This is a genomic window from Bacillus halotolerans (assembly GCF_001517105.1).
Classification (GTDB): Bacteria; Bacillota; Bacilli; order Bacillales; family Bacillaceae; genus Bacillus; species Bacillus halotolerans.
Map to the genome: position 1 here is coordinate 153814 of NZ_LPVF01000013.1, position 24227 is coordinate 178040.

The window sequence follows — 24227 nt, forward strand, 5'->3', positions numbered from 1 at the left end:
AAAAAATCAGATCAGCAGATGGAATAAATCTTGATCCTTATTTACCTCTAAATAATGAAACGCTTTTTTATTCATCCGTTCAATCAGCGGTCCATAGTCAGCTTTGTTTTGAAGCTCAATGCCGACCAGGGCCGGTCCGTTGCTTTTATTGTTTTTCTTCGTATACTCAAATCGTGTAATGTCATCATTCGGCCCAAGAACTTCGTCAAGAAATTCACGGAGTGCACCAGCTCTTTGCGGAAAATTGACGATAAAATAATGCTGAAGGCCTTCGAAAATCATAGACCGCTCCTTCATTTCCTGCATTCTTCCGATATCGTTATTGCCGCCGCTGACAACACATACTACGTTTTTCCCTTTAATTTCTTCCTTATATAAATCCAGTGCCGCGACAGAAAGAGCACCGGCCGGTTCAGCGACAATCGCACATTGATTATACAGTTCAAGAATGGCTGTGCATACCTTCCCTTCTGGCACGAGAAGTATGTCATCTACAACGGTTTCTAGCGCTTGAAAGGTTTCATCACCGATTTTTTTCACAGCCGCTCCGTCCACAAATTTATCAATTTTATCTAACGTGACGACATGTCCAGCTTTGTTAGATTCAAAATATGACGCAGCGCCCGCCGGTTCAACAGCGATTACTTTGGTTTCAGGAGACACGTTTTTCATATACGTGCCGACCCCTGCAAGAAGCCCGCCTCCCCCGACACTTCCAAATAGAAAATGCGGTTCTGTATCAATATCGTTTAAAATTTCGACCGCCAGAGTTCCCTGGCCGGCCATTACATCCGGATCATCAAACGGATGGATAAAGGTGCGGTGTTCCTGCTCACAGCATTCAACTGCGTTTTTATACGCATCATCAAAAGTATCACCTGTCAAAATAATATCGATAAATCCTTTTCCGAACAGTTCAACTTGTGACACTTTTTGTCTTGGTGTTGTGGAAGGCATGAAAATCTTCCCGTGAACGCCCAGGTGTTTACACGAAAACGCTACACCTTGCGCGTGGTTTCCGGCACTTGCGCACACGACTCCGTTTTTAGTCTGCTCGTCAGAGAGCTGCTTCATTTTGTTATAAGCCCCTCTGAGTTTAAAAGATCTGACTACCTGCAAGTCTTCTCGTTTCAAATAAATATTGCATTCGTATCTCTCAGAAAGTCTGTCATTCCTTTGCAGCGGTGTGTGAGTCACAACGTCCTTCACGTTTTGATGAGCCTTTAAAATGTCTTTTACTTGGATGAGAGAGTTTTCTTTAAGCAACGGTTTCATGTACAGATTCCTTTCTTGTTTTAAATCCCTATTTAATATGCCATTATAACATGAATATTCAAATAATAAGACAATTATTTTTATTTAGTAAATAAAAAAAATGAATCATATACTAAGTTCCCCGCACCGTGATAACATCTGCGTGACCTGTATCCAGCAGCCTAAGAAAAAAGTTTCTTAAAGATAAAAGATGTTTTCATCTGAAAGGCATGCTATAATAGAACCAATTAGAACCAAAAGGAGCCAATAAATGATTACCGCACCTCGACCTTGCACTTTTCATAATCTAATTGGAGAGCATCAACTATTTCTCGAAACAAAACGAGTCGCCATGCAGTTCGCCCTATCAGAGCTTCCTGTCCTGATCACAGGAAAGGTCGGAACAGGCAAGGATCATTTTGCACAAGCCATACACCAAGGCTCTTCAAGAAACGGCGAACCATTGATCAGTATCAATTGCAGCACCCATTCAGAAGAAAACCTTGCATACGAGCTTTTTGGCGCTGATGATGCCTTGGGTGCGTTTCAAAAAGCCGCCCGAGGTACACTTTTTCTTAATGACGTATGGAGTATGCCGGTTTCTGTACAAGCTAAGCTTCTAGAAGCACTTGACTCAGATGGGGAAAAACCGAGAATCATCTGTGCTTCTGCAATCCCGATAACAGATGTTGCTGAAAATACATTCAGGCAGGACTTATTTTACAGGCTGAACATTTTAACGCTCACATTGCCGGTGCTGTCCGAGCGAAAAAGCGATATCCCCCTTTTGACCCAGTATTTCCTTTCGGAATCGGGGCAGCAATTGTTAATTGATCCCTCAGTCTTTCCGCTGCTTGAACAGCATCCCTTTGATGGGAATGTAAGAGAATTGAAAAACGCTGCAGATTATATGGCGGCTGTATCAAGCGGAGGAACCATTCATCCGTATGACGTACCGCCGTATATACGGGACGGGCTAAATGAAAAAACGACGAAGAAAAAAGCGAAGCTTCTGACTTTAATGGAAAAAGCCGAGTTTCTGTTTATTTTGGAAACCATAAAAGTGTTAAATGAAAAAGGCGAACCGGCAAGCAGACGGATCATCTCTGAAAGCAGCAAAAACAGCCAAATCTCTTTAACGCCGCAGCAGGTCAGAAGCCGTCTCGATTATTTGGAGAAGAAAGAGTATGTGACAAAAAGCCGCGGACGTGCGGGCACGAAAATTACTTTAGAAGGGCTGAATTTTTTAGAAACGCTGCAAAAACAAATGATGTAGCAGCTAAAGAGAGGAGAATGTACGTGTATACAATAAAAGAAGAGATCGCCAACGCCATTACCCACGGCATCGGTGTGTTCTTATCCATACCAGCATTAGTGTTTCTCATTATATTTGCGGCTAATTACGGGTCCGCATGGGATATCGTCAGTTTTACCATATTTGGTGTTTCCATGCTGCTGCTTTATTTGAGCTCCACCCTGCTTCACAGCATTCAGCACAAAAAGACGAAAGATATTTTGGAGATTATTGACCATAGCGCCATTTACGTGTTGATTGCCGGAACCTATACCCCTTTTCTGCTTGGACCGTTAAAAGGCACACTCGGCTTCACCCTGCTCATCATCGTTTGGGCGCTAGCCCTTGGCGGAATCGTATTCAAAATTTTCTTCGTAAAACGCTTTATCATTTTATCTACCTTGATGTATTTATTAATGGGATGGCTAATGATTATCGCGGTTAAGCCTTTATATGCTTCACTGACAGGAGCTGGATTCAGTCTTCTTTTACTTGGCGGTCTGTTGTATTCAGCCGGAACGATCTTTTATATTTGGAGAAAGATCCCCTTCCATCATGCCATTTGGCACAGCTTTGTTTTAGGCGGGAGTGCAGCGATGTTTTTCTGCGTGCTGTTCTATTGTGTGAAAGTGCCGTTTTTATCCTAATGAAAAAGCGCAGTCTCAGCGACTGCGCTTTTTTAGGCCCGTAATTGCTTCTCACTTGCCGGTATATAAGCCTTGGAAAATGACACTTCTATATCTGCTGGCTTTAAGCGTTTAACAAGCGATCCCTTCAGCAGTTCATCGGTTCCTTTCGTTTCCACCATTACAACCGGAAGGCTGTAGCGGGCTGCAAGTTCCAATGGATTGATACAGCCATCTAAAGAAAGAATCATGCTTTGGCCTTTTTCTAATTGGGTCAAAATATTTTCATATACCATTTCTGAACTGCTCTCTCGAATGACATTCATCCGTTCAAGCCATTGTCCGATAATCGGTAAACGAAACACTTTGGGATTTGCGATAAATCCGGCTGGTTCTTCAATATACCCGGCAATCAAAGCAAGTTCAGGCAATCCTAAACGAGAATGCACATACAAAACAGGACCGCTCGGTATCGGCTCTGGCTGATGAATGGTGATGACAGATCCTGAAATGCCGATACAGCCTTCCAAAAATGCCTTTGGCTGCTCGTAAACGAGCGTCATCTGTTTTTTGTATGACAGACGCGGATCCAGCATTCTTTGATTAAACAATTGTTTTATATTTTTTAACAGCATATACATAATGTAAATCACTAGACAGCTGTAGCGAATCAATTAAAATCCTCCCGCTTCAGATGATACATTCTTTTTTTCATACACTAAAAATTCATAATCATACGGATTTTTTTCGTCCTTAGTCCCTTGCTCAGAAGAAACAAGTTTCCATTTGCTCTCATCAAATTCAGGAAAGTAGCGGTCTCCATCAAACCGGTGATGAATTTTTGTCATATACAGCCTGTCCGCGTAAGGGAACAGCGCCGTGTAAAGCTGTGCGCCTCCGATCACGAAGCATTCCTCAGTATCTGAGGCAATCTGAAGCACATCCTCTATTGAACTGACGACGGTACAACCGGGAAATTCTGAATCGTGTGCAGAAGTCACAACAATATTTTTCCGATTCGGAAGCGGACGTCCAATTGATTCATATGTTTTTCGCCCCATGATGATTGAATGTCCTGAGGTTATTTTTTTAAAGTATGCAAGGTCATTCGGCAAATGCCACGGCAAATCATTGTCCTTTCCGATAAGCCGGTTGGCATCCATCGCGAAAATGAATGAAATCATACACTGACCGCTCCTTTAATATGCGGATGCGGATTGTAATCTTCAATGATAAAATCATCAAACGTAAAGCCGAAAATCGAATCAACCTCTCTGGCAAAACGAAGCTTCGGCAGCGGGCGGACATCTCTGGTCAGCTGCAAGTTAACCTGTTCAATGTGATTTTGATAAATATGAACATCGCCGAATGTATGAATAAACTCGCCCGGCTCAAGCCCTGTTACATGCGCGATCATCATCGTAAGCAGCGCATAAGAAGCTATATTAAACGGCACACCGAGGAAAACATCGGCTGAGCGCTGATAAAGCTGGCAGGACAGCTTGCCGTCAGATACATAAAATTGGAACAGGCAGTGGCACGGAGGCAAGGCCATTTTATCGATTTCACCAACATTCCATGCACTGACGATTAAACGTCTTGAGTTCGGATTTGTTTTAATATCTTCCACAAGACGTGAAATTTGATCAATGGTTTCTCCGTCAGCTCCCCGCCACGAACGCCATTGCGAACCATATACAGGTCCGAGTTCGCCGTTTTCATCAGCCCACTCATTCCAAATACGCACTCCGTTTTCCTGGAGATAGCGTACATTGGTATCACCCTTTAAAAACCAAAGCAGCTCGTGCGCAATTGATTTGAAGTGAAGTTTTTTTGTGGTCAGCATTGGGAAGCCTTCCTGTAAATTAAATCTCATTTGATAGCCGAAGGTGCTGATTGTTCCAGTTCCTGTACGGTCGCCCTTTTTTTCACCATGATCTAAAACATGTCGGCATAATTCTTTATATTGTTTCATTTTATTCATCCTTTAAAAGTAGTCTTATAGTAGTGTAACACAATAAAAAATCATTTCTGAACCCAGAAATGATTTTTTTTATAAGTCAGCTGACAACAGGCTTTTCGTCCTGTTCCTTTTCTTCATCTTGCAGATCCTGATGCGTATGGGCAATTCTGCTCGCTGCTGCGGCTGCAAGTGCTGCCACAATATCATCCAAAAACGTATGGATGCCGTCAGGGCTTTCATCGAGCTCCTTAATAATCCCGATCTTCTCTTTATCCAAATAACCAAAGTTGGTCAAGCCAATCGAACCGTACACATTAACGATTGAAAGAGGGATAATTTCATCTATGCCGTACAGCGGTTCATCTGTTTCAACAAGATGCTGCAGCGGTTCAGGAAGTAGTTTCTGCTCGGCAAGCTGATCAAGCGCCAGCCCAGTTAAAACAGCATGGATAATTTCACGCTTGTTCAGTACTTTTTCTACATTCTCCATACATACACTAAGCGGGAGATTTGGATTGTATTTTTCCTGAAGTTTTTGAACAATACGCGCAATATCTTCTATCATAACGCCCCGTTTGTTCAGCATATCTTTTGTTATATCGACCATTTCATTCATTGTGTACTTTTTCATATCTAATGGCATCTCCTTTAGGCACTCATCCAGTTGGGAGGTGTGTTGCGGTCCCAATAAATGCTCCCAAGCTCATGGTGTGATTGAAATCCATCTTCTGCTGTATGATAATGAAAATTAAACCAGTAGCCGTCATGCGGAGGGTGGTCTCTGCGCACATGGAACCTGAGGAGGTCTTCTCCGGTAGTCCGATTAAAAACGTGAAAGATTTTCTCCGTTTTCCCCGCTGAAGGCTTGCTTGAAATCACAACATCTTGATACGCTTCGTCATCTTGTAATGTCGCTAAAAAGTCACATATGACGTTTTCGATTTTCGGCAGAATCTCTTTCCGATAGTCATCTTCAATGACCGGAGCAATTTTGCTGCCAAATTTCAAAAAAGACTGATTTTCAGCGCTGTCAAGGAGCTGTTCCTTGTACGATTTAAAAAGTAATTCGGGGTCTCGCCTGTCTTCCGATTCATAATCATCGTACAGATCATGCTCATCATAAAAAGCGGTGTAATCATTCTGCTCAAGACTGCTCGGCTGTCCTGAAGGCTTGTCTGCCATGAGAGCAGCCGGAGGAGATACGAGCCCGAACGTTACGATGGTAAATAAAACCACAAGGGTCTTTCTCATCCACAATTTCATGACTGCTTATTCCTCTCTATTTTATTGTCATGTTTCTCTTATTTTATCATAGGTCGAACTTACAAGTCATGTACTATATAAAGCTCTAAGTCAATTTAGGAGATTTGTTGCTTTGCCGCGTGTGTAAAAACGCTTACAATATAATATGAAAGGAGGCCTTCCGCATGATTGACGCTTTGTTTGCAACGGTTTCACTTTTAACATTATTATACTTTGTCGTCATGGAAGTCACCGATTAGAAACAAGCCCGTGAGGTTCTTCACGGGCTTGTTTCGCTTGCGATTTGAATAACACCGTAGTGAAAAAGCGCTGTTTTTCTTTTCAATACGTTAAAACCAAATTGGTTAAAGCGCGGGCTTTTCCAATGGTCTTTGAGTACCACGCTTTTTCTGGCTGCCCGCACCGCTTCTTTGATGCAGCCGTCGGCCAATGCAGAATCCTCAGCCAGCTCTCGTAATGGCGCGATGCCATCAGACGACTCTACAGGCTCATGAAACATCGGATCAAAATAAATGACATCTACTGATTTGTCAGGCAGCCGCTTTAGATAGTCAAAGCAATCCGCATGATTCACTTGTATTCTTCTCATGGCAGCTTGAAGCTGTTCTATACCGGTTTCCCATGAATGGAGTCCCGTATTCACCAGAACGGACACAAGCTTGTTTTTTTCCAGCCCGATCACCGACCCGGTTTCGCCAACCGCCATACTTGCAATAATAGCGTCGGAAGCCAGACCGAGCGTACAATCCAAAAAAGAATCTCCGGCCGTTAAGCCGGCTGCCCGAAGCATTGGCTCTTGCTCGCCGCGCATAAACCGTTTAGCTCTGAACATCGCTGTATTCGGATGAAAAAAGAATTTACCGCCTTGTTTTGTATAAAGTTCGAACCGCTCTTTTCCAATCACGAGCAAATCACGCTCAGCTGACTTCAGCATATTTTCAACCGTTTGTTTATTTCGGTCGCAATATTGTATACCCAACTCTTCCGAAAGCATTTTTGCGATCTTTATCGTGTGGTCAGACGGTCTATAGCTTGTTGTAATCATGATCTATACTCCAAAAGAAAATGCCCGGAAAACGGGCATTTAGCAGTGTGCATCAAAAGCGTCAGTTAAGTTTTTCATGATTTCTTCCATTTCGTGCCCTTCAATCTCATGGCGCGGAATAAAATGCACGACTTCTTTGCCTTTCAAAAGAGCCATTGACGGTGAAGAAGGCTCCTGGCCTGTAAAATACTCCCTCATTTTTGCAGTGGCTTCTTTATCTTGGCCCGCAAATACTGTCACCGTATTGTCAGGTGTTTTGTCGTTCTGCAGGACTGCCTGAGTTGCCGCAGGACGCGCAAGACCAGCCGCACAGCCGCAAACAGAGTTAACGACTACGAGAGTTGTGCCCTCTGCCTTTTCCATAAAATTCTCCACTTCTTCTGCCGTTGTTAATTCTTCAAAACCGGCCCCAGTCAGCTCGCGGCGCATCGGAACGACAAGCTGGCGCATATATTCTTCATAAGCCATTGACATAAAAAAAGCCCCCTCTATTATCCTTCATCTGAAGTAAAGGATACTATAGAGAGAGCCGGATTTCAAATGTTCACGTCTTAAAATAAGAGAATGTGATCCTGATGTCTAGATTTTCATGATACCGCCCGTATTGGCACTTGTCACGAGTTTAGAATAACGGGCTAAATAGCCGGTTTTCACTTTTGGCTCAAAGCCTTTCCAATTCGCTTTTCGTTTTTCCCATTCTTCTTCCGGCACTTGAACGTCTAGGATGCGTTTTTCAATATCAACGATGATATGATCGCCGTTTTCAACAAAGGCAAGCGGTCCGCCTTCTGCTGCCTCTGGTGATGCGTGTCCGATTGAAAGGCCTCGTGATGCTCCGGAAAAACGCCCGTCTGTAATCAGCGCTACTTTCGGACCAAGCCCCATTCCGACAATCTGTGATGTAGGTGCAAGCATTTCAGGCATACCCGGCCCGCCCTTTGGCCCTTCGTAACGAATGATGACGACATCGCCTTCTTTTACTTTCCGGTTGATAATGCCGTCTAGCGCCTCATCCTGAGAGTCGAACACGACAGCGGGCCCTTCGTGTCTCGTAATTCCGTTCTGTACGCCGCCGGTTTTGATGATAGCGCCGTCCGGAGCCAGATTTCCGAATAATACGGCAAGGCCGCCCTTTTCAGTGAATGGCTGATCTAACGGATGAATCACGTTATAATCCTTCACTTCATGTCCGGCAATGGTTTCTCCAAGCGTCTGACCTGTAACTGTCAGCGCGTCCAAATGAAGTGCTCCTTCTTTTTTAGAAAGCTCATTCAATGCTGCAGACACACCGCCCGCTTCATGAAGATCTTCAATAAATACATCAGATGCAGGCGCCAGCTTGGCCAAATGCGGCACGCGCTCTGCGACTTCATTGATGCGTTCTAAAGAGTATTCAACGCCAGCTTCATTTGCAAGGGCAAGCGTATGAAGTACAGTATTTGTTGAACCGCCGAGCGCCATATCAAGCGCAAACGCGTTATCAATCGCTTTTACTGTAACGATATCTCTCGGTTTGATGTCTTTGCGAATGGTTTCCATTAATTGCGCAGCTGATTTTCTGACAAACTCTTTTCGTTCCGGTGATGTCGCAAGAATGGTTCCATTACCAGGCAAAGCCAATCCAAGCGCTTCTGACAGACAGTTCATTGAGTTTGCTGTAAACATTCCCGAGCAAGATCCGCATGTCGGGCAGCCGAACTGTTCTAATTCTTGAAGTTCGCTTTCGCCGATTTTTCCAGCTTGATAAGCACCGACTCCCTCAAATACTGAAGAAAGAGAGATTTTGCGGCCGTCGCTTGTTCTTCCTGCCGCCATCGGTCCTCCGCTGACAAAAATGGTCGGAATGTTGATGCGCATAGCCGCCATAAGCATTCCCGGCGTGATTTTATCACAGTTCGGAATACAGACCATTCCGTCAAACCAGTGCGCTGATACGACAGTTTCCACTGAGTCCGCGATGATCTCACGGCTCGGGAGCGAATATCTCATTCCAATATGCCCCATTGCTATTCCGTCATCTACACCGATTGTATTAAATTCAAACGGTACGCCTCCGGCTTCTCTGATTGCTTCTTTTACGATTTTCCCAAACTCCTGCAAGTGAACATGACCGGGAACGATATCAATATATGAGTTACAAACCGCAATAAACGGTTTGCCAAAATCCTCTTCTTTTACACCTGCTGCGCGAAGCAAACTGCGGTGCGGTGCTCTATCGATTCCTTGTGTGATCATGTTACTGCGTAATTCTGCCATGGTGATCCTCCTAAATAGTCTCAATTGTTAGATTGAATTTTATTTTAACAATTTTCAGTTTATTTGTGGGCCGTTTTTTCTAAATCGCATGATTTCAGGCCGCCCTTTCCTCGGTTGTTTGATTCATGTTTTTATATTTATATAGCTTTATGTCGATGTGAACCCTCCAACTATTAATATTGTTACTTACTATATATAGTTTTTGACTATTTTTCAACAATATTCGAAATAATTTTTATAAAAAGTGAATTCAAACAAAAAAGGTGCATGATCTGCACCTTCATCTTCTTTTTTATTCGCCTTTTTTTCTGCTCTCTGTCATTTGTTTCCAGACTGAACCTTTTGCCTCTTCCCCATGTTCGATTCGTTCCAGCGCCATTTTCACTTGAAGGCTGACTTCGAATTCCGGATCATCTTCAGCAGCCCGCAAAGCTTCTATCGCGCTTTCATCACCGACTTCGTAAAGGAACATAGCGGCGCGCCAGCGGACCAGCTTGCTTGAATCGCTTAACGATTTTATCATCGCAGGGATGGCTTGAGGGTCGCCGATATCAGAAAGGCAGTCTCCAGCCGTCCTTCTCACCGATACAGACTTATCCTCAAGCGCCTTATACAATAGAGGAAGAACATCAGGTGATTCAATCATTCCCAAATACACAACAGCCTGTCTTCTGATGGACACCTTCGGATCATCCAATGCTTTTTGCAAAACGGGGATGTCCTCTTCTTTCGGATCCATCTGCTCCAAGTGTGCGTACCGCTGCTTCCAGTCCTCATCATCCAGCATGTCAAGCGTTACTTTATAGGTTTTGCGCTGTGCCGTTTGTTTCGTTTCACCTTTACCTTGGGCCGCTGCTTCCGTTAGCCGTTTCAGCCTTTCATCACTGTAAGCGGCCTGAAGCTCTTCTGTCACGTCATGGCCGATTTCAGTAAAATCGCCGAATCTGACGCCTTGTTCTTTCCAAGCTCGTTCAAACACAACATTTGACGCTTCAGATCTGAGTTTTAAGATCGCCTGCTGAAAACGGTCAGGAAGCCCGAACCGCTCTTCACGCTCACCATCTGTCAATTTGACTTGCATAGGAATTCCGCTGAACATCTGTACAAAAACTTTCACTTCTCCAAATGACTCCTGATCCGAGCGGTTTTCTGCACTCTCAGCGCTCTCCATTCCAAACGCCGTCCGGACTTGCGGTAAAATGTCTTTCCAGTCATATCTGGCGTTCCGTTCAACCGCAAGAAAGTCGGCAACGTGATATACCCCTTTAACTCCTTCAATATTTAGGATTTCCACGACAACAGGCGGGGCGCCTTCTGCCTGATCCGGTTTATAATTATTGCTTTTGCCCGCCGGAAGCTCTTCCGTTAAGATGACCTTCATTGTATTCGGACTTGGCGTCGGTTCAATTGATTTTATCTTCATGATTGTCCTCCTATAGCCTATCTGTGACTTATTCTAACATAGTCGCCCCGCGCCTTCTATTACGATGTTTCAATATCAATTCCGGGAATTTCTTTTCCTAATTGACTGACAAAATGAAGCATAAATTTATGCCTCTCGTCAGCCATTTCTCTTGCGGTATCTGTATTCATCATATCTTTTAGGAGCAGCAGCTTGCTGAAAAAGTGGGCATAGGCACTCTTATCATTTCCATAAAGGCTATGTCCCTTTGCTCCCGCAAACATAAACGTCCGTGCTATACCAACTGCGCCGATTGCATCCAGCCTGTCAGCATCCTGTACGATTTTCCCCTCAAGTGAAAGCGGTTCTTTTCCGAGCTTTTCCCTGTCCCGAAAGGACATTCTAGTAATAATGTGAATAATTCTTTCAGCCTCATCTTTTCCGGCTCCTAAAGAAACCAGCCGTTCGTCCACCTCACTGACTGAAAGCCTGATGGCGTCAGGCAGCTTCACATCAATCAAATCATGAACCAAGGCTGCCGCTTCAACGATGAACAAATTCGCATTCTCCTTTTTTCCAATATTTAAAGCAAGCTCTGCAACTCTTGACACATGAAGCCAATCATGACCCGTGCTTTCCCCGCTCAGAACAGATTTGACCCATGTCCTGATTTGCTCTGTCTGCATCAGTTTTCGATCCTTCACCAAAACACCCTCTTTATTGTCCTAATAACTTCGTAATAACGTCTTCCAGCTCTTTCGGATTTGTGTTTGGTGAATAGCGGCCGGCTATTTCTCCGTTTCTGTCCACTACAAATTTAGTGAAATTCCATTTGATCGCCTTTGTTCCAAGCATGCCTTTCGCATTGTCTGTCAAAAACGCAAAAAGCGGGTGGGCATTTTTTCCGTTCACCTCGACTTTTGAAAACATGGGAAACGTAACGCCGTAATTTGTTTCGCAAAATTCCTGTATGTCTTCCTCGTCGTCAGGCTCCTGATTCATAAATTGATTGCAGGGGAACCCTAAAATCTCCAGGCCCTCCGGCTGGTATGTATCATACAACTCCTGAAGCTGCTTAAATTGAGGAGTAAAACCGCATTTACTGGCTGTGTTAACAATGATCAACACCTTTCCGGCAAATGGCTGAAGTGTCATGTCTTTGCCTGTAATGGTGCGTACCCTCATATTGTATATAGACATTGAAATTCCCTCCTAATGAACCTGAGTGCTGTGATTATTTTACCTTTTTTCCTGTTTCAAAACAAAACGGAAGCTCTAGGTTTATCAATTGTACAGACATCGTGTTTAACGGATGTTCTTCCCTCATCGATCATTTGTTTATGGACAGAAACATCTCTTGAGAAGGAGCTATTATTCTATATATTGCATGACACCTGGAAAACTCATTACAGTGAAACCAAAAGTCATATGTTTGCGTTTATTATATAGTATTTTCTGCTGTTCCCCTTCAAACCCTTATAGATAGATTGAAAATTGGCGGGAAAATTCCTATAATGAAGAAAATTAACGGGGAAATGATGGAGGTGGCACGTTGCCTATTAATATACCTACACACCTGCCGGCAAAACAGGTGCTTGAGAGTGAACATATCTTTGTAATGGATGAAAGCAGAGCATTTCATCAGGATATCCGGCCGCAGAAAATTATTATTTTAAATTTAATGCCGAAAAAAATCCAAACGGAAACTCAGCTGCTCAGACTGCTTGGGAATTCGCCTTTGCAGGTTCATTTTACATTTTTAATCCCAAGCACTCATACACCGAAAAATACAGCAAGGGAACACCTTGATGAGTTTTATACGACATTCTCCAATATCCGTCATAAGAAATTTGACGGCATGATCATCACCGGTGCGCCGATCGAGCATTTGGCGTTTGAAGATGTTTCTTATTGGGAGGAGCTCAAAGAGATTATGGAATGGAGCAAAACGAATGTCACGTCAACCTTGCATATTTGCTGGGGTGCTCAGGCAGGTTTGTATTATCATTATGGCGTGGAAAAAACTGAAATGCCGAAAAAAATCTTTGGTGTGTTTGAACATACTGTTCTTTCCAAGCACGAAAGATTGGTAAGAGGTTTTGACGAGCTATACTACGTGCCGCATTCCCGGCATACAGATATAAATATGGAACAACTGCAAGCAGTGCCCGAGTTAAACATTCTTACTGCATCAAAGGAAGCTGGGGTTTGCTTAATTGTGTCAAAAGACGAAAAACAAGTCTTTTTAACAGGACACCCTGAATATGATACAAATACGTTGCTTCAAGAGTATGAAAGAGATCTGGAACGAAACCTTTCGACTGTCGAGGCGCCGAAACATTATTTCGCAGAAGACAGCAAAGAACCTGTCAATCGCTGGAAAGCACATGCGACATTATTGTTTATGAACTGGCTTAATTATTATGTTTACCAAGAAACTCCTTATGAATGGGACTAATTTTTCTTTTTAAAGTGATACGCTGAGCAAAAAATATGATAAAATACATCTGATTCAGTATGCGTATAACAAAAATTAAAAATACTGGAATCCGAATCTTTTAAAATTAGTTTAATTTTTTCACTGCATTAATAATTCGATTATGTATTTGTGTTATGTTTATGTATAGACAATAACTCCTTACGATGCATGAAGCTTGCTTGTTGTTGATTACATTGAGGTGAATTTACTTGAATACCAATAAAAGAGTATTAATTTTGACTGCAAATTACGGAAATGGACATGTACAGGTAGCCAAAACGCTTTATGAACAATGTGTACGTCTCGGCTTTCAGCATGTAACAGTTTCTAATTTGTATCAAGAGTCAAATCCGATTGTTTCAGAGGTAACTCAGTACCTTTATTTAAAAAGCTTCTCAATCGGAAAACAGTTTTATCGTTTGTTTTATTACGGAGTTGACAAAATCTATAATAAACGTAAATTTAATATTTACTTTAAAATGGGAAATAAACGATTGGGCGAACTTGTTGATGAACATCAGCCCGACATCATTATTAATACATTTCCGATGATCGTCGTACCCGAATACAGACGGAGAACAGGAAGAGTTATTCCTACCTTCAACGTTATGACTGATTTTTGCCTTCATAAAATTTGGGTTCACGAAAATGTGGATAAATATTATGTAGCAACAGATTATGTGAAGGAAAAACTGATTGAGATCGGGACCCATCCCAGCAACGTGAAAATTACGGGAATTCCGATCAGGCCTCAATTCGAAGAATCTCTGCCGGTTGAGCCGATTTATAAAAAGTACGATCTTTCGCCTGACAAAAAAGTGCTGCTCATCATGGCTGGCGCACACGGTGTATTAAAGAACGTAAAAGAGCTGTGCGAAAACCTTGTTATGGATGATCAGGTGCAAGTGGTGGTCGTATGCGGAAAAAATACGGCTTTAAAAGAATCCTTGAGCATACTTGAAGCAGAAAACGGCGATAACTTAAAGGTTCTCGGCTATGTAGAGCGAATTGACGAGCTCTTCCGGGTCACAGATTGCATGATTACAAAACCAGGCGGCATTACTTTGACAGAAGCCACTGCTATCGGCGTGCCTGTCATTCTGTACAAACCAGTACCCGGACAAGAAAAAGAAAATGCAAATTTCTTTGAGGACCGCGGAGCTGCCATTGTCGTGAACCGGCATGAAGAGATTCTCGAGTCTGTCACCTCCCTTCTTTCAGATGAAGATACCTTACAGCGAATGAAGAAAAATATTAAGAGTCTTCATTTGGCACACTCCTCTGAAGTGATTTTGGAGGATATTTTGAAGGAATCAGAAATGATGACGACCAAACAAAAAGCCAAGGCGCTTTCTTAACTGATGTTCTTGCAGGAGCACACGAAAAATCGTGTGCTCTTTTTATTTACATCCACATTTTCGTAAAAGCGGTTACATTTTTTTTGAGAAATGTGCCCTTTTTTTGAAAAATAAGCAGTTTCGCAACTTGACGCGTGCTGCCAGATGGTGTATAGTTGAACCATCATTTAACAACGCAACGAAGTTAAATGATGACAAAATTTTTTTTAGCACATGGGTGCTACAGTACTAGGAGGAATTAAGCAATATGCAAAACGGTAAAGTAAAATGGTTCAACAACGAAAAAGGATTCGGCTTCATTGAAGTAGAAGGCGGAGACGATGTATTTGTTCACTTCACAGCTATCGAAGGAGATGGATACAAATCATTAGAAGAAGGACAAGAAGTTTCTTTTGAAATTGTCGAAGGTAATCGTGGACCTCAAGCTTCTAATGTTGTAAAACTCTAAACTCAATACAAGTTGACAAATAGAGGAGAGGCAGATGCCTCTCCTATTTGATTTTCATCTGAATTTCGATCGCTAAAATATTTTGTTTGCACCTCTGCTCAATCTCTTCAATATGCTTTTCCATTGACGGCTTTCCTTTTTTCGCAATATCCGCAAGTTCTTCTAAATCATTGTATATTTCTATAAATGTTTTGTGAAGGATTGATTTTAAGTCTTTATCATCCATAGCTGTGTTCCCCTTCTCTACCAAGATACCTCAAATAGTAAAACAGACCTACTCATTCAGGTTCAATAGTTATATCGGCTTATTTTTTATTTTATTTTCTATTTTGGCACATAAATTATAAAAAACTCTGCAAAATAGTTGCGGAGGTGTTTTTTTGTGAACTCAGAATTCCATGAAGAGGATCAGACTGGATTTACCGATAAACGGCAGCTGGAGCTAGCGGTGGAAACAGCGCAGAAAACAACCGGTGCCGCTACAAGAGGCCGAAGCTCAACAGTACTCAATTCCGCATACCAAGCCATCGAGGACGCCAGAGAGCTTTCACTGTCTCAAGAACTGGCAGCTCTTGATGATCCTGAATTTATACAGCAGCAACAGCAGCTGTTAGATGCCTGTCAGCATCAGCTGGATGAATTTCAAAAATAAAACCGCAGCTTCTGCGGTTTTATTTTTTAGTGCTTGGTTAAGACATCTCCATATGATTTAAGCTTTTCACCCACTGTACATTTATTGATACAAAATGAATGTGCATATGTTTTGCCAAACTCCTTGCGAAACTGCTTCTTAATAAAACAGTCTTTGCAATATTCATCTTGCAGTTCTGTCAGTTCCTTATATATAGCTTTCTTATCCAATATTGTCATCTCCGTTACAGTCTAATTTCATGTGGCTTTCTACGAATTGATGAGATAGGATTTTTTTTGCGAGGCCATCAGCTTCCTGATTTTCTTTCCGCTGTATCGTTTCATATGTCGGATTCAGCTTTAGTGACTCAAGAAGCGCTTCTATTTTATCCAGCCATTCATTATGGGAGGGATCGTAGCAAGGCCAGCTGCCGTCAAGCTGATTCAGCACAACAAGAGAGTCTCCTCTGATCGTGATTGAATTTCTGCTAGCTCCGAGCTCTCTTACTTCTCTTATTGCTTCATAAAGAGCGGCATATTCAGCTTCGTTATTGGTTTTCAGGCGGAAGCTTTTATTTTTTCTTAAGCGGTGGCGCGTCCCTCCCAATGTATAATAAATGACGATTCCGAGCCCGGCCAGCTGGCTTTCCTTATCGAAACTGCCGTCAAAATAAACGGTAATGTCATCAGGTTCATGCGCAAGCTCCTCAGTCAGCTTTTCTAATTCCTTCAGCGTCCAGCTGCCGCCCTTCTCATCTTCGAATTCAAATTCTTTCATATAAGGAAAACGGCTGAGTTCCCTCGCAAGCATACGCGCTTCCTGAACAGTCAGCCAGTTTTCGCCCAAAAACGAGACAGGCCCTGTCCCTTTTGCTTCTATTTTCATGTGCGGTCTGAGATTCAATATAATCACCTTACCATTCATTAGTTGCCGGGCTTGTGCTATAATCAAACCATTCTTAACCCGGAAAGGAAGCTTCTTCATTTTGTTTAATAACTCTTTTTGGATCTTTTTTGCGATCATTCATTTTATCATTGTTCTTTTATTTTATAAAGGATTTGGCAAAATGGGTTTATTTGTGTGGATCGGCTTTGCAACAGTCTGTGCCAACCTTCAAGTCGTCAAAACGGTTGAACTGTTTGGCTTAACAGCAACGCTCGGGAATGTGATGTACGGTACAATCTTTTTTGCTACAGATGTGCTGAATGAAAAATATGGGCCAGCTGAAGCGAGAAAAGCTGTATGGCTCGGGTTTTCGACTCTCCTGACACTGACTTTTGTTATGCAGGGCGTTCTGCTTTTCGAACCCGCTTCGAGCGATATTTCACAAACAGCACTGGAAACGATTTTCGGTTTTCTCCCGAGAGTTGCTTTGGGAAGTCTGCTTGCCTTTATCTTCAGCCAAACACTGGATGTTTATGTATATTCGGCAATTAGAAGGATATTTCCTTCCGATCGGCTTCTATGGCTGAGAAACGGCGGCAGTACAGCAGTCAGCCAGCTGTTTGATACATTCATTTTTACCGGAGTCGCTTTTTTCGGCACATATCCGGCGGATGTTTGGCTTCATATTTTTATTTCTACATATTTGATTAAGTTTGCGGTATCTCTGATTTCGCTGCCATATGCTTATGCGGCGAAAAAAATGATTCCGAGTGACGAAAGGAGTACATGATGCCTACTGAAATATATGTTGACGGAGCGAGCGCCGGTAATCCAGGGCCTTCAGGCATCGGCATTTTTATCAAACATGAAGGAAAAGCAGAATCTTTCTCGATTCCAATTGGAATGCATACCAATCAGGAAGCGGAATTTCTGGCGTTAATTGAAGGCATGAAACTGTGTGCAGCGCGCGGGTATCAATCGGTCTCCTTTCGAACTGACTCGGATATCGTGGAACGCGCAGCCGATCTTGAAATCGTGAAAAATAAAGCGTTTCAGTCATTTGTCGAAGAAATCATCCGATTAAAAATGGCCTTCCCTCTTTTTTTCATCAAATGGATTCCGGGAAAGCAAAACCAAAAAGCCGACCAGCTGGCAAAAGAAGCGATTCGGATGAATGATAAGAATTAAATCAAGCTGAATGGTTCATCCTATTGATGAGGTGAACAAACATGAAAAAGAAAGATAAGGGCCGGCTGACCGGCGGTGTTTCCCCGCAAGGCGATTTAGAAGGAAATACGCATAATGACCCTAAAACAGAGCTTGAGGAAAGAGCTAAAAAAAGCAATACAAAACGCTAGAGAAGATCTTAAACGATCTCTCTAGCGTTCAGTTTTTCAAGCATACGCTCTATTCCTTTGATCTGATGGCGGCGAAGCATGACAGCCGCCTGCTCCATTTTCAATATAAAAACGGCTTCTGTCAGCGTACAGGCTAACGGCACAGAGCAGTTAATCTCAGCAAGCTTCCTCGAAATTTCCAGGTCGCTTAAACCTTGCTGAATTTTCCCCTGCTGTCCCTTTGGAAGAAGAGACAGATTCTCCAGCAAGCGGTCAATTGTTTCGTATTCACGGATCAGTTTATACGCGGTTTTTTCTCCAATGCCTTTTACTCCGGGATAGTTATCACTGGAATCGCCCATCAGCGCTTTGATGTCAATTAAAGCCTTTGGCAGGACACCTGTTTCTTCATAAAATACATCTTTTGTATACATTTTATAATTGCCGATTCCTTTTTGAAGCAGCGCAACGCTTACTTCGTCCGTTAACAGCTGAAGTAAATCCCTGTCGCCTGTTACGATCGTAATATCCGTTTCTCCAGAAAACAAAGCTGCAAGTGTTCCAATACAATCATCCGCTTCGTACCCGGCAAGGCCAATATTCATGATGCCAAGTTCAGCGGCCGCTTCCTTTGCCAGATCAAATTGCGGGATCAGCTCAACCGGCGGCTGGCTTCGGTTCGCCTTATAATCCTGAAACAGATCATTCCGGTACGTTTTGCTCCCCATGTCCCAGCAGCATACAACATGTGTAGGCTGAAATGTTTCCACGGCTGTGATTAAATGCTTCAAAAATCCGTTAACGCCGTTTGTCGGAACCCCGCTGTCATTTATCATAAAGTTGCGATGCACGGCTGTGGCGAAAAATGCCCTGAATAATAAAGCCATGCCGTCAACAAGCAATAATTTATTTTTCATATGATAACTCCTTTTTCTATCAGTCGATCTATTTTACCATAAGTGCCGCAAAAATAAAAAACAGTATCTCTGTATAGAGATACTGTTTTGCGGTTACATTAATCGTTGTGTCTTTTATTGCTGGCAATCAGCTTTTCAGCTTCGCGTCCTGCGTAAGAGTCGAAATGGGTTTGAAACCCGTTTTTCTTTTTGGCATTGTTATTGGCCTGTGCATTTCTGTTACCCAGCTTTGTTCTGCCCAACATAAATCCCCCCTTACGTCGGATACATATAGTATGCGCGTAACGGAGGATTTGCACTCGAGGCAGGATCATCCAGCTTATGTGCGGCTGACGTATTCTTTGACCATTTCTTTTGATACCAGACGTCTAGTCGGTACGATACCTTTCTTGGCCAGCTGATTCATCTTTTCTGTAATTTCATTAATGGCATCTGTTGAAAATGGCTCATCGTTTTTGCATTTAGCAACAGCTTCTTCAATCGCCATTTCACGAAGGTGTTCAAGCTGCATAAATGTTTTAATATGCTCGTGCTGTTTTGCAGAATGTGCAGAAATTGCTTTATGTACCTCTGACATCAATCGTTCATCTCGCTTTTTCTATTTAGTCTATCATGACTTGAAATGCAAGCCAACTGAATTTTTACATTTTGATTGTATCGCCTGTTCTCTGCCAAGAAATACATGCTTGATATGCATTTTCTATCTCTTTCACATGTTCCCCTTCTGCGTATCCTTTTACATACGTATCTCTTTGGCCCTCTATTTGCGCCAATGCTTTTTCCGCCATTCCATACTGCTGGTGTCTGACATATTCAGCATAATGAGATATAAGGCTTTCTTCTTCGCTTTTAATCCAGGCCTCCGTTATTTTCATAAGCTTCGTCCGCACTGCTTCAATGAAGCCTGCTTTTCCTTTCTGTTCAAAAAACTGCTTCGGAGATTTGATTTGTTTTTGCTCCTGTTCAAAGGCACGTTCATCGATTTCAGGTTCAACTTCTTTGAGCTGTATGCTGTTAGAAAGCTGATCATCCGCATAAATGGAGAAATATCCGTCTTCTTCCAATGTTTTTTGATAGCTTTCCAGCCACTCTTCAGTGATATGCCGTTCGATGAAACCGCTCATTCGAATGTCGAGCGTTTTGATCTCCTGAATATATTCAAATTGATAATCATGTAATGCGCTTTTCATCGCCGCACTGATATTCTTTTTCCAATCTCCATTTTGAAGACCCGGATGAAACGCTGATTTTAACAAATCATTCGCAAAAAAGGACAAACGCTGTGTAATGTGATAAAGCTGCTCCCTTGTATCCTTTTTTACTTTCTCAATAATGGTTTCTGAATTGCGGCGTTCCTTGATATCAGCAGCTGCCCGCTCAAACGATAACAGAAGGCGCTGTTTTTGCGCTTCCTTTTCTTCTTTGGACTGATGCTGAGATTGATGAAGCTGTACGACCGTCTCACATAGTTTGTCTGCTTCTGAGCTAAGCTGTGCCGCAGCCGCTTTCTTTACATCGACCTCAATAAACTGGTCTAAATGTGCTCTTACTTTTGAGAACTGATTATGATACGTTTCCGGTTTTCCTAAGAGCTCTTCTTTACTTGACACGTAAAAGAGCTGCGGACCATGTATTCCTTCTTTTAAAAGCTCTGATCTGACATAATCCGTGACCGTTTCGAGCTCTGCTTTATCTTTCGCAAGATCAGCGGCATTAATGACAAAAAACATTTTATCCATGCTGAGCGATTCTTTCACGAGTCCCAGCTTCCGTAAAAAAGAGCGGTCTCCTTTCGAGAAAGAATGCTGATAGTAGGTCATGTAAAAAAACGCATCGGCATCCTTGATATATTGAAACGCAAGTTCTGTATGCCGTTTATTCAGACTGCTGGCTCCAGGTGTATCAACGATCGTAATCCCTTTTTCAGTCAGCGGGCTTTTATAATAAACGGTCACTTCCTTTACAGCACAAGCCGTTGTCTCCTCAGCTACATACGGTTTTAATTCGGAGAGCGGAATGGTTAATATCTTTTGGGCCTGAATATATTGCTGATATTTTTCATATGCAAGCAGGAAATGACTGATCATGTTGATTTGTTCTTCTTGCAGACGCTCTTTTTTGATTGCCTTTTTCCATTTTTCCGCAAATGACCGTCCTTGTGGTTCCTCTTGCATTCCTGTGAGCTGCATGATTTCAGCCGTTATGTCATCCTCCGTCTTAAACATGACATCCGCTGTTTTGTGGGATTTGCCATTTACCGGTTTCGTTATTTTGTTAATCGTTGCTGTTGTCGGTGTCGGTGATGACGGCAGCACTCTTTCACCAACCAGCGCATTGGCAAATGAGGATTTTCCTGAACTGAATCCGCCAAATAGAGCAAGTGTAAATTTTCGGTCTTCCAGCCTTTTAATCCTTTCACGAAAAGCTGAGGTTTGTTTGGACAGCATACGATATCCGCCCAATAGATCAGACAGTGTGTAAAAGCGTTTTATCTGATCTTGAAGCGGGAGCTCTTTCCCGCTTTTCACTTTCGTTTTTAGCGTCTGCTGCTTTATATGCTGTGCTTGGCTTTGTTTCTGTTCTGGAGCCTCGACCTTTTTTTTCTTCGTTCTAAACCAGTCCGGATCTATGTTTATTGGACTTGCAGGCTTCTCTTCCCAGATCGCCCACATCCGGTCAGCTTTCTCACGGGCATGTTGTTCATGACTGGCCTGTTCCTGAAGATAAGCCAGCTTTTCCGATTCCTGCGCGAGCCGGCCATTGATCGATTCCTGTACTTTAGAAGTACTCTCTTTTACCGTGGCGGTAAGTGTTTTGATGATGTCTGACGCTTCAGCTTTCGCCTCTTTACGGATCAGCTCTGCCAAATCTTTTGTATATTGCAAGACATATTCAGAAGAAAATGCTGCACCTTGCTTGACTGCGCGTTCAATGATATCAATATTAAGCGGCGTGCGATAAGCCTGGATCAGCTTTTCACTTTCAGCTGATTGAATACCAAATCCCTTGGCGAGTTTATGCAAAATATCTATGATATGCCAATCCGCTTCAGCTTCCGTTCTTTTTTTCACATCAGAGAAAAACTCATTTCTCCTTTTTTCTCTTTCCTGTGCAGTCTTTGCTTTAGAAAAGAAAAAACCGGTCTTAAAAGAGGGCTCACGTGATTCTAAGTAAGCCGCTGCCAGTTCACGCATTTCAAAAGGCGTCAAATTAGCGTTTCTTAAAATTCGATTGACTTCCTCCTGCATCGTGCTTTCTGCCTTAATCGGTTTATTTGCTGCTTCGGTTGATTGAAGCTGCAGGGAATCCACCAGCCGTGCTTGCTTTTCAAGCTGTTCTCCGGAACTTGGACTGTCCGTATCCTCTTTCATGAGCATCTCTGTGTGCTCTCTCAGTAAATTCTGTACTTTTTGTTCAGTAATGGAATGCAAATTTCTTTTTGACTGCTGTTCGATTCTTTTTAACTCTTTTCGCAGGATACCGATTTGATTGAATGGGTGATTCGGATCCGTCACCGACGTGAAAAAGAGTGCATCCTTTGGAATGCCTTCTTGGCAAAGCATCTCCTCCACTTGCGCTTTGTAATCTTCAAAGCGTGTCTCGGTCTCATCATGTCTGTCAATTTGATTAACGATAAAATAGACATTCGGAATGCTGTCTTTGATTGACCTAAGAAACAGTACATTTTCCTCAGAGTGGACATGGTTATAATGAACGACGTAAAACAGCGCATCTGCCTGGTGAAGAATAGATGCCGCCGATAAAAAATGAGCTTCATCTGTTGAGTCAATCCCGGGGGTATCAATATACGCAACTCCTGGTTCGATTTCAGTATACCGGTCAAAAATTTCTACGGTTTCAATCTGCTCCCCATCCTTGCAATATTGCTGCACCTTGTCCTTATGATAGGCACCCTCCAGCTCCGCACACGCTCCGTCTGTTGTATGAAGACGAACTCGCGTTTCTCCGTTTCTGATCACAACAAGGTTAGCGCTGGTCGGAATTGGACTTGTCGGCAGAATATTCTCCATTAACAGGCAGTTCAGCAATGACGATTTCCCCGCTGAATAATGCCCTGTAAACGCGATATAAATTTCTTCATCTGCGGCTTTTTTAACAACTGAAGCCAGTTTAGCCGCCCTTTTTTCATCCTGGTTCTCAATCAATTGTTCATAAAGTGCCCCAGTTTTGTACAAAAGTTCTTGTCTGCTGCGTTCTGTCATAAGTCTGAACCCCTTTGTGCCGTTTCAATTATGAATCTTTTTTGAAAGATCTGAATAAATCCCACTTCCATTTTACACAAGAATGACCCAAATTTCTTTAAGAGAATAGAAAAAAGCTGCCGAAGACGGCAGCTTCTATAAAAGAAAATCTGCAACTTTTTTATAAGTTCCAGATTCTTCAAACAGATTTATTAGAGATTCCTTTCAATACAAAACCAATTAATACACTATATGTACAAACTGCCCCAAGCAAAAACAGCATTGTCATTTGCTTCACCATCCTGATTGAGAATCTTTTTCAAGTTCATTCTAACATAGATGAGAATGATATTCAATCTCTATTTCGCTGTATATTCTCGTAATGCTTGCTCCTCTGCACGTATTCTGACAGACAGCATAACGGCATTTAAAAGTGAAAACAGACACATGGTAAAGTACGCTTGATACAAGAGCGGAATCAGGATGATTTCTAATACAACAACCGTATAGTTTGGGTGCTTCAGCCATTTGTAAGGCCCTTTTTTGACAAGTTCAACGCCCGGAACAACAAGAATTTTTGTATTCCAGTATGCCCCCAAGGAACAAAGCGCCCAATATCGAATCGCCTGTACTGCCAATATAGCCGCTGCTATGCCTGACCACCAGTTTGAAGGCTGTTTGTGCAGCAGCAGTACTTCGGCAATTAAAGACAGAAAAAAAAGAATGTGCATGGTGATGATATACGGATAATGTCCCTCTCCGCATTCTATCGCCCCTTGTTTTTTCACCTTTTGTTCGTTTCGTCTCGCCACAGCCATTTCCGCTGCTCTTTGAGCAGTGAGCACGGTGATTAGCATCCAAAACATG

The 24227-nt window shown here is 42.6% G+C and carries 31 protein-coding genes; 10 read left to right on the plus strand and 21 right to left on the minus strand.

Translation table 11 applies throughout. From position 1 onward, the window contains the following. Positions 1–6: 6 nt before the first annotated feature. The gene (gene ilvA, locus AU387_RS18795; RefSeq protein ID WP_044155473.1) at positions 7–1275 is read right to left on the minus strand and encodes a threonine ammonia-lyase IlvA; all 1269 of its coding nucleotides are present in this window, start codon (positions 1273–1275) and stop codon (positions 7–9) included. A 250-nt stretch (positions 1276–1525) separates the two neighbouring features. Here ilvA and AU387_RS18800 point away from each other — a divergent pair, with 250 nt between their 5' ends. Further along, positions 1526–2530, plus strand: a complete 1005-nt coding sequence (locus AU387_RS18800) for a sigma 54-interacting transcriptional regulator (protein ID WP_059336593.1) — start codon at positions 1526–1528, stop codon at positions 2528–2530. Positions 2531–2553: 23 nt separating this feature from the next. After that, on the plus strand, positions 2554–3195 hold the full coding sequence (gene trhA / locus AU387_RS18805; RefSeq protein ID WP_044155470.1) for a PAQR family membrane homeostasis protein TrhA: 642 nt from the start codon (positions 2554–2556) through the stop codon (positions 3193–3195). A 32-nt stretch (positions 3196–3227) separates the two neighbouring features. Here the strand turns inward: trhA and AU387_RS18810 are convergent, their stop codons facing one another. The 11 genes from AU387_RS18810 to AU387_RS18860 all read right to left on the minus strand — a co-directional run bounded on the left by AU387_RS18810 (position 3228) and on the right by AU387_RS18860 (position 12303). Then, positions 3228–3848, minus strand: a complete 621-nt coding sequence (locus tag AU387_RS18810) for a lysophospholipid acyltransferase family protein (RefSeq protein WP_059336594.1) — start codon at positions 3846–3848, stop codon at positions 3228–3230. Further along, complete coding sequence (gene dfrA, locus AU387_RS18815) at positions 3849–4358, minus strand: dihydrofolate reductase DfrA (protein WP_044155468.1); 510 nt, start codon at positions 4356–4358, stop codon at positions 3849–3851. It lies immediately after the preceding gene. Next, positions 4355–5149 carry a thymidylate synthase gene (locus AU387_RS18820; RefSeq protein WP_010334650.1) on the minus strand — a complete coding sequence of 265 codons (795 nt, stop codon included), beginning with the start codon at positions 5147–5149 and terminating at the stop codon, positions 4355–4357. The genes dfrA and AU387_RS18820 overlap by 4 nt, the downstream gene beginning before the upstream one ends. Positions 5150–5234: 85 nt before the next feature. Then, positions 5235–5768: a phosphatidylglycerophosphatase A family protein gene (locus tag AU387_RS18825; protein WP_003230797.1), complete on the minus strand. Its 534-nt coding sequence runs from the start codon at positions 5766–5768 to the stop codon at positions 5235–5237. Positions 5769–5785: 17 nt separating this feature from the next. Then, the gene (locus AU387_RS18830; RefSeq protein WP_059336595.1) at positions 5786–6400 is read right to left on the minus strand and encodes a YpjP family protein; all 615 of its coding nucleotides are present in this window, start codon (positions 6398–6400) and stop codon (positions 5786–5788) included. A gap of 259 nt (positions 6401–6659) precedes the next feature. Beyond that, complete coding sequence (locus AU387_RS18835) at positions 6660–7445, minus strand: class I SAM-dependent methyltransferase (RefSeq protein WP_044155464.1); 786 nt, start codon at positions 7443–7445, stop codon at positions 6660–6662. Between the two features lie 39 nt (positions 7446–7484). Then, positions 7485–7919: a bacilliredoxin BrxA gene (gene brxA, locus AU387_RS18840; RefSeq protein WP_024121794.1), complete on the minus strand. Its 435-nt coding sequence runs from the start codon at positions 7917–7919 to the stop codon at positions 7485–7487. 105 nt (positions 7920–8024) lie between these two features. After that, positions 8025–9701, minus strand: coding sequence for a dihydroxy-acid dehydratase (ilvD, locus tag AU387_RS18845; protein WP_044155461.1), 1677 nt, complete (start codon positions 9699–9701; stop codon positions 8025–8027). Positions 9702–9993: 292 nt separating this feature from the next. Further along, on the minus strand, positions 9994–11124 hold the full coding sequence (locus AU387_RS18850; protein ID WP_059336596.1) for a conserved virulence factor C family protein: 1131 nt from the start codon (positions 11122–11124) through the stop codon (positions 9994–9996). 59 nt (positions 11125–11183) lie between these two features. Further along, the gene (locus AU387_RS18855) at positions 11184–11789 is read right to left on the minus strand and encodes an HD domain-containing protein (RefSeq protein WP_059336683.1); all 606 of its coding nucleotides are present in this window, start codon (positions 11787–11789) and stop codon (positions 11184–11186) included. Positions 11790–11820: 31 nt separating this feature from the next. Continuing rightward, positions 11821–12303, minus strand: a complete 483-nt coding sequence (locus tag AU387_RS18860) for a glutathione peroxidase (RefSeq protein WP_059336597.1) — start codon at positions 12301–12303, stop codon at positions 11821–11823. Between the two features lie 352 nt (positions 12304–12655). Here AU387_RS18860 and metA point away from each other — a divergent pair, with 352 nt between their 5' ends. From metA to cspD, 4 genes are all read left to right on the plus strand, one after another. Next, positions 12656–13561 (plus strand): homoserine O-acetyltransferase MetA, encoded by a 906-nt coding sequence (metA, locus tag AU387_RS18865; protein ID WP_024121799.1) that lies wholly within the window; start codon positions 12656–12658, stop codon positions 13559–13561. A 230-nt stretch (positions 13562–13791) separates the two neighbouring features. Continuing rightward, positions 13792–14940, plus strand: a complete 1149-nt coding sequence (locus AU387_RS18870) for a diglucosyl diacylglycerol synthase (protein ID WP_044155455.1) — start codon at positions 13792–13794, stop codon at positions 14938–14940. A 76-nt stretch (positions 14941–15016) separates the two neighbouring features. After that, a complete protein-coding gene (locus AU387_RS21675; protein ID WP_157722699.1) occupies positions 15017–15172 on the plus strand; it encodes a hypothetical protein in 156 nt (51 codons plus the stop codon). Between the two features lie 15 nt (positions 15173–15187). Further along, positions 15188–15388, plus strand: coding sequence for a cold-shock protein CspD (gene cspD / locus AU387_RS18875; protein ID WP_003230776.1), 201 nt, complete (start codon positions 15188–15190; stop codon positions 15386–15388). A gap of 43 nt (positions 15389–15431) precedes the next feature. On the opposite strand, the gene degR is transcribed toward cspD, so the two are convergent. Further along, entirely contained in the window at positions 15432–15614 is a 183-nt protein-coding gene (gene degR / locus AU387_RS18880; RefSeq protein WP_010334663.1) for a transcriptional regulator DegR, read from the minus strand. A 156-nt stretch (positions 15615–15770) separates the two neighbouring features. Between degR and AU387_RS18885 the strand changes: the two genes are divergently transcribed. After that, positions 15771–16040 carry a DUF2564 family protein gene (locus tag AU387_RS18885; RefSeq protein WP_044155453.1) on the plus strand — a complete coding sequence of 90 codons (270 nt, stop codon included), beginning with the start codon at positions 15771–15773 and terminating at the stop codon, positions 16038–16040. A gap of 26 nt (positions 16041–16066) precedes the next feature. Here AU387_RS18885 and AU387_RS18890 read toward each other — a convergent pair whose 3' ends face one another. After that, positions 16067–16249 (minus strand): zinc-finger domain-containing protein, encoded by a 183-nt coding sequence (locus tag AU387_RS18890; RefSeq protein WP_024121802.1) that lies wholly within the window; start codon positions 16247–16249, stop codon positions 16067–16069. Continuing rightward, positions 16242–16922, minus strand: a complete 681-nt coding sequence (locus tag AU387_RS18895) for a ribonuclease H family protein (protein WP_059336685.1) — start codon at positions 16920–16922, stop codon at positions 16242–16244. Before AU387_RS18895 ends, AU387_RS18890 begins: the two co-directional genes overlap by 8 nt. Positions 16923–17004: 82 nt before the next feature. On the opposite strand from AU387_RS18895, the gene AU387_RS18900 reads away from it, so the two are divergent. Genes AU387_RS18900 through sspL form a run of 3 tightly spaced genes read left to right on the plus strand, consistent with a single transcriptional unit; the run spans position 17005 to position 18262 of the window. After that, entirely contained in the window at positions 17005–17694 is a 690-nt protein-coding gene (locus AU387_RS18900) for a queuosine precursor transporter (protein WP_024121804.1), read from the plus strand. Then, positions 17694–18092: a reverse transcriptase-like protein gene (locus tag AU387_RS18905; protein WP_024121805.1), complete on the plus strand. Its 399-nt coding sequence runs from the start codon at positions 17694–17696 to the stop codon at positions 18090–18092. Before AU387_RS18900 ends, AU387_RS18905 begins: the two co-directional genes overlap by 1 nt. Positions 18093–18133: 41 nt before the next feature. After that, entirely contained in the window at positions 18134–18262 is a 129-nt protein-coding gene (gene sspL, locus AU387_RS18910) for a small, acid-soluble spore protein L (protein ID WP_010334670.1), read from the plus strand. An 8-nt stretch (positions 18263–18270) separates the two neighbouring features. Here sspL and AU387_RS18915 read toward each other — a convergent pair whose 3' ends face one another. From AU387_RS18915 to AU387_RS18930, 6 genes are all read right to left on the minus strand, one after another. Then, positions 18271–19158, minus strand: a complete 888-nt coding sequence (locus tag AU387_RS18915; RefSeq protein WP_059336598.1) for a 5'-3' exonuclease — start codon at positions 19156–19158, stop codon at positions 18271–18273. Between the two features lie 98 nt (positions 19159–19256). After that, positions 19257–19403 (minus strand): hypothetical protein, encoded by a 147-nt coding sequence (locus AU387_RS20865; RefSeq protein WP_003230761.1) that lies wholly within the window; start codon positions 19401–19403, stop codon positions 19257–19259. Positions 19404–19477: 74 nt separating this feature from the next. Next, positions 19478–19735 (minus strand): YpbS family protein, encoded by a 258-nt coding sequence (locus AU387_RS18920; RefSeq protein WP_044155446.1) that lies wholly within the window; start codon positions 19733–19735, stop codon positions 19478–19480. A gap of 64 nt (positions 19736–19799) precedes the next feature. After that, complete coding sequence (gene dynA / locus AU387_RS18925) at positions 19800–23381, minus strand: dynamin GTPase (RefSeq protein ID WP_059336599.1); 3582 nt, start codon at positions 23379–23381, stop codon at positions 19800–19802. Positions 23382–23559: 178 nt separating this feature from the next. Continuing rightward, positions 23560–23649 carry a Fur-regulated basic protein FbpC gene (gene fbpC, locus AU387_RS21415; protein ID WP_100069434.1) on the minus strand — a complete coding sequence of 30 codons (90 nt, stop codon included), beginning with the start codon at positions 23647–23649 and terminating at the stop codon, positions 23560–23562. A 70-nt stretch (positions 23650–23719) separates the two neighbouring features. After that, on the minus strand, positions 23720–24226 hold the full coding sequence (locus AU387_RS18930) for an isoprenylcysteine carboxyl methyltransferase family protein (protein ID WP_059336600.1): 507 nt from the start codon (positions 24224–24226) through the stop codon (positions 23720–23722). Position 24227: the final 1 nt, after the last annotated feature.

What these genes read in the sequence shown, in the direction of transcription:
- AU387_RS18860 (WP_059336597.1), bottom strand. Translation starts at nt 12,303, where the DNA reads ATGTCTATATACAATATGAGGGTACGCACCATTACAGGCAAAGACATG.
- AU387_RS20865 (WP_003230761.1), bottom strand. Translation starts at nt 19,403, where the DNA reads ATGTTGGGCAGAACAAAGCTGGGTAACAGAAATGCACAGGCCAATAAC.
- AU387_RS18905 (WP_024121805.1), top strand. Translation starts at nt 17,694, where the DNA reads ATGCCTACTGAAATATATGTTGACGGAGCGAGCGCCGGTAATCCAGGG.
- fbpC (WP_100069434.1), bottom strand. Translation starts at nt 23,649, where the DNA reads ATGACAATGCTGTTTTTGCTTGGGGCAGTTTGTACATATAGTGTATTA.
- AU387_RS18920 (WP_044155446.1), bottom strand. Translation starts at nt 19,735, where the DNA reads ATGTCAGAGGTACATAAAGCAATTTCTGCACATTCTGCAAAACAGCAC.
- dfrA (WP_044155468.1), bottom strand. Translation starts at nt 4,358, where the DNA reads ATGATTTCATTCATTTTCGCGATGGATGCCAACCGGCTTATCGGAAAG.
- brxA (WP_024121794.1), bottom strand. Translation starts at nt 7,919, where the DNA reads ATGTCAATGGCTTATGAAGAATATATGCGCCAGCTTGTCGTTCCGATG.
- AU387_RS18820 (WP_010334650.1), bottom strand. Translation starts at nt 5,149, where the DNA reads ATGAAACAATATAAAGAATTATGCCGACATGTTTTAGATCATGGTGAA.
- dynA (WP_059336599.1), bottom strand. Translation starts at nt 23,381, where the DNA reads ATGACAGAACGCAGCAGACAAGAACTTTTGTACAAAACTGGGGCACTT.
- AU387_RS18830 (WP_059336595.1), bottom strand. Translation starts at nt 6,400, where the DNA reads ATGAAATTGTGGATGAGAAAGACCCTTGTGGTTTTATTTACCATCGTA.
- ilvD (WP_044155461.1), bottom strand. Translation starts at nt 9,701, where the DNA reads ATGGCAGAATTACGCAGTAACATGATCACACAAGGAATCGATAGAGCA.
- AU387_RS18930 (WP_059336600.1), bottom strand. Translation starts at nt 24,226, where the DNA reads ATGTTTTGGATGCTAATCACCGTGCTCACTGCTCAAAGAGCAGCGGAA.
- AU387_RS18850 (WP_059336596.1), bottom strand. Translation starts at nt 11,124, where the DNA reads ATGAAGATAAAATCAATTGAACCGACGCCAAGTCCGAATACAATGAAG.
- AU387_RS18825 (WP_003230797.1), bottom strand. Translation starts at nt 5,768, where the DNA reads ATGAAAAAGTACACAATGAATGAAATGGTCGATATAACAAAAGATATG.
- AU387_RS18800 (WP_059336593.1), top strand. Translation starts at nt 1,526, where the DNA reads ATGATTACCGCACCTCGACCTTGCACTTTTCATAATCTAATTGGAGAG.
- degR (WP_010334663.1), bottom strand. Translation starts at nt 15,614, where the DNA reads ATGGATGATAAAGACTTAAAATCAATCCTTCACAAAACATTTATAGAA.
- AU387_RS18855 (WP_059336683.1), bottom strand. Translation starts at nt 11,789, where the DNA reads ATGCAGACAGAGCAAATCAGGACATGGGTCAAATCTGTTCTGAGCGGG.
- AU387_RS18835 (WP_044155464.1), bottom strand. Translation starts at nt 7,445, where the DNA reads ATGATTACAACAAGCTATAGACCGTCTGACCACACGATAAAGATCGCA.
- cspD (WP_003230776.1), top strand. Translation starts at nt 15,188, where the DNA reads ATGCAAAACGGTAAAGTAAAATGGTTCAACAACGAAAAAGGATTCGGC.
- ilvA (WP_044155473.1), bottom strand. Translation starts at nt 1,275, where the DNA reads ATGAAACCGTTGCTTAAAGAAAACTCTCTCATCCAAGTAAAAGACATT.
- AU387_RS18915 (WP_059336598.1), bottom strand. Translation starts at nt 19,158, where the DNA reads ATGAAAAATAAATTATTGCTTGTTGACGGCATGGCTTTATTATTCAGG.
- sspL (WP_010334670.1), top strand. Translation starts at nt 18,134, where the DNA reads ATGAAAAAGAAAGATAAGGGCCGGCTGACCGGCGGTGTTTCCCCGCAA.